The organism is Agromyces bauzanensis, assembly GCF_014645655.1.
GTDB classification, from domain to species: domain Bacteria; phylum Actinomycetota; class Actinomycetes; order Actinomycetales; family Microbacteriaceae; genus Agromyces; species Agromyces bauzanensis.
On record NZ_BMMD01000038.1, the window covers coordinates 1 to 10197 of the forward strand.

At 68.4% G+C, this 10197-nt stretch carries 13 protein-coding genes and 1 pseudogene; 1 reads left to right on the forward strand and 13 read right to left on the reverse strand.

Annotation, left to right across the window (positions count from 1 at the left end; genetic code table 11):
* Positions 1-76: 76 nt before the first annotated feature.
* From IEX31_RS17740 to IEX31_RS17775, 9 genes and pseudogenes are all read right to left on the reverse strand, one after another.
* Positions 77-1042 (reverse strand): NaeI family type II restriction endonuclease, encoded by a 966-nt coding sequence (locus IEX31_RS17740; protein WP_188744725.1) that lies wholly within the window; start codon positions 1040-1042, stop codon positions 77-79.
* Positions 1039-1503, reverse strand: coding sequence for a hypothetical protein (locus IEX31_RS17745; RefSeq protein WP_188744726.1), 465 nt, complete (start codon positions 1501-1503; stop codon positions 1039-1041). The genes IEX31_RS17740 and IEX31_RS17745 overlap by 4 nt, the downstream gene beginning before the upstream one ends.
* Positions 1504-1633: 130 nt before the next feature.
* Positions 1634-2833: a hypothetical protein gene (locus IEX31_RS17750; RefSeq protein ID WP_188744727.1), complete on the reverse strand. Its 1200-nt coding sequence runs from the start codon at positions 2831-2833 to the stop codon at positions 1634-1636.
* A gap of 190 nt (positions 2834-3023) precedes the next feature.
* The gene (locus IEX31_RS17755) at positions 3024-4184 is read right to left on the reverse strand and encodes an NINE protein (protein ID WP_188744728.1); all 1161 of its coding nucleotides are present in this window, start codon (positions 4182-4184) and stop codon (positions 3024-3026) included.
* A 366-nt stretch (positions 4185-4550) separates the two neighbouring features.
* Entirely contained in the window at positions 4551-4817 is a 267-nt protein-coding gene (locus IEX31_RS17760) for a hypothetical protein (RefSeq protein WP_188744729.1), read from the reverse strand.
* A 114-nt stretch (positions 4818-4931) separates the two neighbouring features.
* Entirely contained in the window at positions 4932-5339 is a 408-nt protein-coding gene (locus IEX31_RS17765) for a hypothetical protein (protein ID WP_188744730.1), read from the reverse strand.
* Between the two features lie 86 nt (positions 5340-5425).
* Positions 5426-6100: an O-methyltransferase gene (locus tag IEX31_RS17770; RefSeq protein WP_229662478.1), complete on the reverse strand. Its 675-nt coding sequence runs from the start codon at positions 6098-6100 to the stop codon at positions 5426-5428.
* A 69-nt stretch (positions 6101-6169) separates the two neighbouring features.
* Positions 6170-6412 (reverse strand): annotated as a pseudogene (locus IEX31_RS19360) (DUF1876 domain-containing protein); the annotation flags it as partial.
* Between the two features lie 70 nt (positions 6413-6482).
* Entirely contained in the window at positions 6483-7067 is a 585-nt protein-coding gene (locus tag IEX31_RS17775; protein WP_188744732.1) for a dihydrofolate reductase family protein, read from the reverse strand.
* 174 nt (positions 7068-7241) lie between these two features.
* On the opposite strand from IEX31_RS17775, the gene IEX31_RS17780 reads away from it, so the two are divergent.
* Positions 7242-7403 (forward strand): hypothetical protein, encoded by a 162-nt coding sequence (locus tag IEX31_RS17780; protein ID WP_188744733.1) that lies wholly within the window; start codon positions 7242-7244, stop codon positions 7401-7403.
* Here the strand turns inward: IEX31_RS17780 and IEX31_RS17785 are convergent.
* The 4 genes from IEX31_RS17785 to IEX31_RS17800 all read right to left on the reverse strand — a co-directional run bounded on the left by IEX31_RS17785 (position 7375) and on the right by IEX31_RS17800 (position 9899).
* The gene (locus tag IEX31_RS17785) at positions 7375-8628 is read right to left on the reverse strand and encodes an ATP-binding protein (protein ID WP_188744734.1); all 1254 of its coding nucleotides are present in this window, start codon (positions 8626-8628) and stop codon (positions 7375-7377) included. The genes IEX31_RS17780 and IEX31_RS17785 overlap by 29 nt on opposite strands.
* Positions 8629-8892: 264 nt before the next feature.
* Positions 8893-9177 (reverse strand): hypothetical protein, encoded by a 285-nt coding sequence (locus IEX31_RS17790; RefSeq protein WP_229662477.1) that lies wholly within the window; start codon positions 9175-9177, stop codon positions 8893-8895.
* Between the two features lie 8 nt (positions 9178-9185).
* Positions 9186-9563, reverse strand: coding sequence for a hypothetical protein (locus IEX31_RS17795; RefSeq protein WP_188744735.1), 378 nt, complete (start codon positions 9561-9563; stop codon positions 9186-9188).
* A gap of 45 nt (positions 9564-9608) precedes the next feature.
* Entirely contained in the window at positions 9609-9899 is a 291-nt protein-coding gene (locus IEX31_RS17800; RefSeq protein ID WP_188744736.1) for a hypothetical protein, read from the reverse strand.
* Between the last annotated feature and the right edge of the window lie 298 nt (positions 9900-10197).

The window sequence follows — 10197 nt, forward strand, 5'->3', positions numbered from 1 at the left end:
GCCTCGAACTTCGCCGCCAGTAACGCTTCCACGCCCCGATCGATCGCCATACACCATGATCCCACGCATCCAGTCATCAGACGCGATTATTTATACGCGTGTCCTTAGACTCTCGGACTCCTCGCTCCGGGAGATACGGTGCCGGTTCCATGAGCGTTTCGCCCGGTCCGGCACGGCGCCAGCGGCGTCCCCTAATCAGGACTCCATTTGCTGGATCCTCAGATGGCGCGACGCGAACTGAAAGGTACTGGAGCGCCGAAAGCGGGGGGAATCCGAACGCCTGAACGAGGTGAGCATGGTACTTGCCGCTGAGGATCAGGAACCCCTCCGGGGCGAGAGCCGAGCGGGCGCCTCCATTGCGACGGATTCGCTTCTGGTCATCGAGTTGCATTGCCACGGTGCGAACTGTGGATCGGTGCACGGGAAGCCCCTCGGCAGCCCTGAAGAGACGATTCACCCGTTCAGAGCCCCAATTGTGATCAAAGATGTAATCGACTTCGTCGCGCGGAAGCTGCAGCAGAACGCTTTGTGGGAATTGCCGATTGCGCCAGATCCACTTCACTTGCGTGCGCCCAAATGCGCTCAGGGTCAGCTTCTTGTCCCGGTTACCCGCTCCGGCCGACAGGTACTCGGGGCGGATCCGGGCTACTCCGAGCGAGAACTTGGCACTCGCGTCGCTGCCCGTGGCGACAAGGGCCAGACCATTGAGAATCTCGGGAGGTAGCATCCACTTCCCGTCGTCTTGGCTCCACTTGGCGTCCACGTCATGGCCCGCGATCTCGAAGTCCAGCTTCTCGCCATCTGCGAACTGGAACGCGCGTTGCGCGTTGATCTCGAGGATGGTGCCAAAGTGTGTCTTCTCGGTCTTGGCGAGTTGATCCCAGCGATAGCGCCCAGTTTCGGCTCCGTTATAGAGCATGTCGTAGGTGTGGCGGACGATTGCGGCCCAACGCTCGCCCGTCGGGTCCAGACGTAGGACCTCGCGCGCTACTTCGTCGCGTTCCTCGTCCGGGTCCGGATTCTCCTCGAATAGGCGTGTCACACGAGGACCCTATCGAAACGCAGGTGAAATTCGTCGGTCGGAGGTCTTTGGGTTCTTCTCGGGGACGGCAGCAGCCAGTAATGCAGCCGCCGTGCCGAAGGCGTGTTGCGCTCGATCGCGCAGCGCATGGCGTGAGCGCTGTCGTCGCGCACGACATACAGTGAGCCGCCAGCATCCGACGTTCGGAGGCGGTGGGCTTCACGGCTGTCCATTTGGTCCGCGCGGCCGGTGAGCACGTCGACGACGGCCTTCATGGCCTTCGCGAACTTGTTGGCGTCGCGGGATTCGAGCGAGGCAGCAAAGTCCGTCCCGACGACGTACGTCGGGAGCGGGTAGGCGGCCTTGTCGCAAGCTGGGATCCGCTCGACCCACGCGCAGCAGATCTCGTGCCGCACCCACGCCTCGGCATCGACGAAGTGATCGCGCCGAGTCGACGGCGAACGGTCGGAAGCGTCCACCATCGCCGAACCGCGTCGCGCATACTCGCGGAGGCGGCGCGCGGCATCCGCCCGGCCGCCGCGCAGCCGGTCGACCTCGGTGCGGAGCTCGGCATTCTCCACGAGCAGCTCACGCGCGCGGCGGCGGTCCAGCTCAGCGCTTGTGCGGAGTCGCGACAGCGCCGAGTCGGAGACGCCCGCGTCGGCGAGGCGCTGCTCGGCGGCGAGGCGGCGGGCGCGCACCGCCTGGAGTTCGAGCTGCGAGCGGCGCCGGCGACGTTGCCGACTCCGCCACAGGACGCTGCGCGTCGAGCGCCTCGAGCTGCGCCTCGACGGCCTGCGAGTCATCCGACGAGCCGGTCGGCAGCGGGCGATCCTCACGCAGCCACGGCGCGCCGCCGGCGATGAGCGTGAGCGGCGGCACGATCGGTTCGTCGTCGTCCACGTCGGAGAGGCGCAGGTGCAGCGCCCCGGTCGACAGGTGCACAACCCGCGCCGCGACGACCTCGCCCTCGCTGAGCAGCAGGTCGACGCGGTCGAGCGGGTTCGGCGAGACATCCGTGCCGTGCACCCTGATGCGATGCGACGGATGCAACGCCAGCTCGGCCTCGTCGCCGTCGACCGCGGTCACCAGGGCGAGCGTGACCGCGGCGTGCGGGAACGCATCGGCGAGGTCGGCATCGGATGTCGCGAGCACGTCGACGACCAGGCGGTGCGTGTCCTCGTCGAGCGCGCCCGACACGCGGCACCCCTCGGCGAGCAGCCACTCGAGCGGGGTCGGGGGAGCGGTGAGTTCGGCCCAGATCGTCGACGCGCCGCCGTCGTCGTGCACGACGAGCGCGCGCGAACCGCCCGCGATGAAGCCGCGCACCTCGCCCGTGACTGGGCGCGTGCGGGCGGGTGCGTGCGCGAACAGCCCGGCCGCGTGCGCGTGGGCGACCGCATCGGACACGAGCTGATCGAGCGCCCGGTCCGGAGCGCCACGTCCGGGGAAGCGCAGCGGCGACCGCCGCCAGTCGGGATCGGCGGCGAGGCCCACCGGGTACGAGCGGCCCGCGCCGCCGTACACCTGCAGCATGTCGGGTAGCAGGTCGTCGAGGCGCATGCTCAGCTCGCCCGTCGGCAGCAGCACCACCACGTCGGCGACGTCACCGACCTCGTCGAGCAGGCGCTGCGGATCGAGGGGCACGGATGCCGCGACATCCGTGCCGTTCGAACCGTGCGTGGTGGTCACCAGCACGAGCGGGCGTGCACGCGTCGGGTCGAGGATGCGGGCGGCAAGGCGCTCGGTCTCGGCGAGCGTGGTGATGCGCTCGGCGGTGCGCGGGCGTGCGGTCGAGGTCGTGCTCGTCATCGTTCATCCCTCCGGCCAGGGGATCGTGTGTTCACGGTACCGGCGACCACCGACGCCGCTCCGGCACCGAGGGCGGAGGCGTAGCCACTGCCGGCCGTCCCAGCACTGCGGTTCGCCGTTCGCATGCGGCGCGGCGTACCAGCCGGCGGGACCAGCCGCGTAGCTCTGCGGCCGGCCCCGGTGGGTGGCGCTACAGCGACGCGAACGCCTCGAACGTGACACCTTCGGGCAGGTTCTCCACGTTCCACAGCGAGGACTCGAACTGCGCGGTGCCGCCCGCGGGCAGGCGGTCGATGAACGCGAAATCGCTGCCGACGATCGTGCCCGCGGCATCCCGAGCGATCACCGCGACGGTGACGAGCTCCTGGTCTTCACCGAACGTCGACGTGACCTTGCCGGTGACGTCGAGCCACCCGTACTCTTGGGCCGTCGCGATGTCGGACACGCTGAACGAGCCGGTCTCGGCGGCGGGCGACGACGTGGCTGCGGCGCTCGTCGGGCCGCGCACGTCGAGCTCGGCGATGGTGCCGGATCCGACCGAGAAGAAGTCGCCGACGAGCACCGTGCGGCCCTGCAGGATCGTCGTGTATTCGCTGCCCGAGTCGAGGATGACGCCGTTCGCGTCGACCGCCTCGATGGTGATGCCGGCCGACGGGAAGACGTGGTCGGGGTTCGGGTTGTCGAGCACCACCGCGTACCACCACGTGTCGGAATCGAGGTCCTTGCCGAAGGCGGTCTCGACGACGCTGAGTTCCTGCACGGCGGGCTTGGCGGGTTCAGGTGCGGGCGCGGCATCCGCTTCGGGCTCGCCCTCTTCTTCGTTTGCGGATGCCGCCGCAGCGGGCTTGGGCGCATCGGCGGCGGGGCTCACGTCGTCGACGCGGTTCGCGGCGTTCACGCCGTTGATGACGAGCGAAACCACGAGCACGACGCCGGTGACGATCCACGCCATGGTGCGGTGCTTCGCGTAACCCTCGAGCGGGCGGCCGAGCTTGTCGCGCTGGGCGCCGACGAGCACGAGAATCAGGTCGACCAGCGCCCACACGCCGAGGCCGCCGAGCGTGAAGAGCTTGCCGAGCGCCGTGCCGATCCTGCCGAGGTAGAACCGGTCGACGCCGAAGAAACCGAGGAGGAGCGCGAACAGCCACGTCGCGATGAAGGACTTGGGCGCGCCGGTCGGAACGGGCGCCGTAGCTTCGGGCGCGGGCACGGAACCAGCGAGTTCCGCGGCCGTGGTCGTTACGGTGCCGGGGGCGGTGTGTTCGGTCCACATGCTGCCGTTCCAGTAGCGCTGGCCGCCATTGCCGTCGTCGTACCAGCCCGCCGGCGCGTTGTCGTCGAAGTTGCTCATGATGATCTGCTTTCGCTGTGGTGTCGGATGCGTCGAGTGGCAGTCCGCATCGCTGTCGAGTCGGCAGCTGGCTGACGTTACAGATCGGGTCCGACTCGGATTGGTCGATCGGCGTAGAAGAGGGCTGACGGAGCTGCTCGAAAACCCTGCGTGATCGGCACTTCTCGCGGCATCCACCCCCACAACTGGGCACGGGCTGGATTCAGCGTCGACGGATGCCGCCGAACCCATGATGCGTCTCGGTGGCCGAGTGCCGTCATCAGACCGGTTGCCGAGGTTCACGGGATCAATGTCAGTGGTCCTCCATACCGTCGGAACCTTCGGCAATAGCTGGAGTCAGCTAGGAGCACCGACATGGGCTCGGACTCACCCCTCAGCGCACGCATGGAGGCGCAGCTTCGCGCCGGCGGCATCCCGGTCGACCACATCGACCGCCCGCAGTTCTTCGCCGATGTGCAGGCGCTCGAGCTGCGCCTCGCGATCATCGACGACCGGTTCGACCGGCTCGCAGCCCGCTCCGACGACGCCTACCAGGCATGGCGGCGCGACACCATGACCCGCCTGCGCTCCATCGCCGACCGGGCCGGCGCGCTCGATGCGGGTGGCGAGCTGGAGCCGCACCGGCGCCGGCACGTGGCGGCGTTGCTCACCGTGTTGCGGCGGCGGATCGTGCAGCTGGATGAGCGGCACGCGCGGTACGGCGATCGGCGGGCGCGGCGCCGGGATGGGCCCGTTCAGGGTGGGACCTCACACGGTTCGTTTCCCGCCCTGATTCCGGTCGATGACGACGAGCGGCCACGTCGTCGAGAGCTCGCTCTGCGAGTGAGCGACGGTCGTGTTGCGATACGTACGAATGGTCTGGTGGAGTGCGGCGAACTCCGCAGGGATGGCGAGGTGGCTCTCCAGGGTCCGCACTCCGCGGACCGATGAGGCGACGAATGCCCGACAGTAGGCCACAACGGCCGAGTCGACGAGGAATCCAGCGTTGTCGGCCTCGTCGCGTTCATAGAACTCGGTCGCGAGCTCGAGAGCGGTAGCTGCAGGCGAGAGATCGCCGCCGGCGAAGTGGCTCAGCTCGACGAAGAGGCGTGTCTCGGGCGAGTCGGGCACCAACCCGAACTCGAATCGTTGCTCGTCCTCGCGATCGTCTGTCACGCCGCTCAGCATAGGCGCGTCACCCCACGTCACGACCACACGATGAAAGTGCCACCGGATGCCGCGGCATCCGTACGGCCCCCGCGCTACACCACGATCGCGATCGCGACCCCGTCCCACCCCTTCGCCCCGACGGTCTGCAGGGCAGTGGCATCCACCCGCGGATCGCTCCCCAGGAGCTCGAGCGCACGCCGGCTGCCGATCACCATCGCGTCGTCGGTGCCCGGGTCGGCGACCTCGCCCGCGCGGCCGACGTTGTCGACGACGATGACGGTGCCCGGATGTCCCAGGCGGATCGCCCAGTCGAGGTAGATCGTGTTCGACTCCTTGTCGGCGTCGATGAACACCAGGTCGAACGGCTCGCCACCGCGTTCGGCGATGCGCGGCAGTGAGTCGGCGGCGCGCCCGACGACGATCTCGACCTTGTCCGAAACTCGCGCGCGTTCGAGGTTTCGGCGGGCCACGTCGGCGTGCTTCTGCTCGAGCTCCAGCGTCACCACGCGACCATCGCGGGGGATGCCGCGGGCGAGCCAGATCGTCGAATAGCCACCGAGCGTGCCCACCTCGAGCACGTTGCGAGCCCCCGTCATACGTGCGAGCAGGTGCAGGAGCTTGCCGGCGAGCGGGGTGACCTCGATCGCGGGCAGATCCGCGGCATCCGAATCCGACCGCGCCATGGTCAGGGCCGTGTCGTCGTCGAGCAGGGTCGCGGCGAGGTAGTCGTCGACGCGGCGCCAGTTCTCAGGAGTGGAGTCAGCCATGCGGCCAGCCTCCTCGCGGCTGTGCCGGTCCGTCAACAGGCAGGGCTCGCGGTGCAGGTGCGCCGGCTCTCCTGTAGCGCCGCTGATGTCCTTCTCTGTCGTGTGCAGCAGTCGCTCGGCGAGGTTTCGTAACGCGCGGGCCACCGCGAGCTCGTCGCCGATCGCGGGCACGCTCGGATCGTGTGGATTGCGCTGCGCCTGGCCGACGCCGGTCACCTCGTGACCCGCGGGCGTGCGCAGGCTGGCATACGCCATCGTCGTATCTTCTTGCTCGTCGATGTCGACGGTGATGTTCCACTCCGTCGCAGGCATGGAACTCACCACCTTCCGGTCTGGTTCCACATTCAGGGTACCGACCTGCCGCGCGCGCGGCGAGGGAAGCTCAGACGGCCGGCGCGTAGCGCGCCAGCGTGATCCCGGTCGCGGTCGTCATGCTGCTGAGCAACCGCAGCTCCTGGTGCACCCCGTCGAACATCCGCTGCCCGGTGCCGAGCAGCAGCGGGTGGATGATCAGCACGTACTCGTCGATCAAGCCGGTCGGTGCGAGCGCTCGCACGAGCTCGCCGCTGCCGAGGATCGAGAGGTCACCGGCATCCGTCGCCTTCACCTCGGCGATGGTCTGCACGGCGTCGCCCGCGACGACGGTAGAGTGCTGCCACGTGAGCTCGAGCGCCGGGTCGTGCGTCACGACGTACTTCTCGGTGTTGTTCAGGTGCTCGGTGAAGGGGTTGCCGTCGGTCTGGTGCGGCCAGAAGGCGGCAATGTGGTCGTAGGTGCGGTGGCCGAACAGCATCGCGCCGGTGCGTGCCATGCCCTTGGCCATCTCGGCGCCGAGCTCGGGGTCGGCGTTCACCCCGAGCGCCCAGCCGCCGTAGGTGAAGCCGCCACGGGTGTCCTCCTCGGCCGACATGGGCGCCTGCATGACGCCGTCGAGTGAGATGTTGTTCGTCACGGTGATCTTGCGCATGGTTCCGGCCCTTCCTCAGGCGGTGGTCTCAATCGTTCCCCAGTGGGTCGGAGCTGGGAAGCGGATCTCGACAATCGCCGTGCTTCGCGGACTCACCGTCGCTTTCGTCGGCTTCACGCAGATGGGCGTCTCAGCCCGAGTGCTGTGGTCGGACGCCGACCGCGAGTGGGCGTCGTGACCGTGCTCGGCGCGTTCGCGTTCGGCGCGCTCATCGACCGCATCGGCGGCGGCACGAGCATCAACCTGCTCGCGCCGGCCGCTCCGGTCTGCAGGTGTATCGCCGTGCCGTCGGGCCGTTCCGCGTTGCTCAGGCTCCCAACGTCGCGAGCGGGATGACGTGTACTCCGGATGGAAGCGTGTAGGCGTACTCCGTTGCGGTGATGACCGCGAGATATGCCGGCGCGCCGACCCGGGCCACGTCGACGCGCTCGTCGCGGAGCTTGAGGAGGCTCGCCTCGGCGGCAGCGACGGCAGAGCCGCCCAGCTTCACCTCGGCAGCCCCCCAGACTCCGCCGGGGTACTCGATGACCGCGTCGACCTCGAGTCCGGTGTTGTCGCGGTAGCGATACACGCGACCGTCGTGCAGAGCGGAGTACACGCGAAGGTCGCGCACCGCCATGGATTCGAACACGAAACCGAAGTACTCGGGATCGAGGGCGAGGCGTTCGGGCCCGATGCCGAGAACGGCACATGCCAGAGCCGGGTCGGCGAGGTGGATCGTCGGCTTCGTGCGCAGGCGCGACCGTGAGCGGAGGTTGACGCTCCATGCCGGAAGGGTCTCGAGGGCGAAGACCGCCGTGAATGCGTCGAGGTATTCGCGCACCGTGTCGGGGTCGATCCTGCCATCCGCGCCGCCGACGTCAGCAGCGAGCGTCGCGATCGACGCCTCGGTCGAGAGGTTCCTCGAGAGCGCTTCGAGTGTGCGCCGGAGACGATCGACATCTCGGCGCACTCCTGTGGCGTTGCGGATGTCCGCTCGGGTGAGCTCTTCGGCGTACTCACGGTTGAAGCGTTGCGCGTCGGCGGTCGATGCGTCGATGAGCGCGGGCCACCCGCCTCGCACGGCCTCCGCTGCGACGTCTCGATAGCGCAGCTCCGAACGGGCGGACACGCGGTCGGCGCCGGTCATCAGCTCGGTGAGTGACACCTGTCGACTCGATCGACCGGACTCGGCCAACGTCATGGTGCGCAGGCGCACTCGGGCGATCCGCCCGACACCGGAATGCCTGGTGATGTCATCAGGCGGCGTCGCGGATCCTGACAGGATGAACTGCCCTGGCGCCCGGCGGTCATCGATCTCGTGGCGCACCGCGTTCCAGAGCACGGGCGCGAGTTGCCATTCATCGATGAGGCGCGGCACGGGACCCTCGAGCAACGCATCGGGTGCGTTCTCGGCGACGGTCGCCAGGCCCGGCGACTCGTCGAGTCGGACGAAGCTCGCTGCATGATGCAGACCGGTCTCGGTCTTGCCGCTCGCGCGGGGGCCCTCGATGAGAACGCCGCCCATCGCAGCAAGGCGGTCGGCCACGAGGGTGTCAGCGACCCGTGGAAGGTACGGCATGTCGATGAGTGTACCGGATTCCGCAACGATTGGAGTCGGTATTCTGCAACATACGTGGGCAGGAAACGGCAATGTTTCTGGACGGCGGTTCGCAATCACGCCGGGACGCGACACCGTCGACATCGGCGGCCCCAGTCTGGCCGGGGTGCGCCGGCGAGCCCGAGCGGATGCCGAGTGCATCCGCTCGCCCTGACGGCGCGCCGAACCCCGCTGAAGGTTCACCTCTGCGATCGAGCGCAGCATTCGCGCGCGAGGATGGGTGGGTTACGGGTGCGGGGTGATTGCGAGGATGGTGAGCTCGCCCTGGCCGGGACCGTAATGCCAGAAGATCCGCCAGGCGGTGGGGGTCTTGTTTTCGATGTAGGCCTCGAAGACGTCTTCGCCGTTGTCGCCGGACAGGCCGTCGTATTTGTGGGTGTTCAGGCTCGGGTGGCGCAGGTTCGTCTCGAGGAGGCCGAGGGTGCGCTGGATCTTCTTCTTGCGGGTGCTCTCTGGCACCGCGTTGAGCTGGTCTCGTGCGAGCGTGGTGAGCCGCAGCGCGCGTTGCACCGCGGGGCTCAGCTGACGTTGTCCGGGGGATGCTGCCTCTCGGCGCCGAGGGCGTCGCGGGCGGTGGTGTCTGCCGCGTCGTCGTCGATCTCGAGGTCGGCGATCTTGGGGTCGGCGAACTCGGCGAAGGAGCCGACGTCATGGGTCTCGCCGGCGGCGGACTGGCGGAGGCCCTCGAGGACCATCGCCATCGCGCTCGGGTTCTGCCAGAGCCACGCTTCCCGGCGGGGGATGGAGGCGAGCGGGGTGAGCAGGATCTCGCCGTGCTTGTTGACGGCGACGGCGTACCGCTCGTTGCCGCGGACGCCGGCCTTGCCGAAGGCGATGCGGGAGCGGTCGTCGGCGGTGGCTTCGCCGAGCGGTGTGAACTCTTCGAGCGTGTGCATGGTTCCAGTGTCCTCTGCTGGGGGTATGTGGGCAATACCCATTGCCTACAACTTCTCGTATGAGTTCCCGGCGGTTGCGATGTATCCGGCCTCGGTGAGGAGATCGTGAACTCGTCCGCTCGCCGCCATCTGGGTCGTGATGGCCGCATCGGCGTCGGCGGTCTGGCGGATGACGGTGGCCGGCGTCGGGTAGGCAGTTGCCAGAAGTCCCACCATCTGACCACCGACGACGCGCGATTCTATGCCCTGGGTGAGCGTCGCGACATCCGCCAGAGCTCGGAACGCGAGATCATCCGCGTGGCTGATAGCGAGTGTCTCGATGGTCTTGGTGATCACCGGGTCTCCCAGTCTCGTTCGAGTCGGGCGATGAGGTGCTCCGCTGCGTCGGATGCATCCGGGCCACCGATGCGCAGGACGTCGTGGGCGCAGATGAGTGGGTCAGCGAGCAACGGCCCGCGCCCATCTGACCCAGATCCGCGGGTAGTCGGTTTTCGGGTGTGGTCTCGGGTGCCGGCGGCGTGGTCGTCGGGGGGTTCGCGGCGGCGGGCGTGCGGGATCGCCGCGTGTCGCGGCGTTGGGCGGAGGTTCCGGCCTCGGGGGTGCCTCGGTTCGGTGGCGGGCAGGGCTCGTGCGC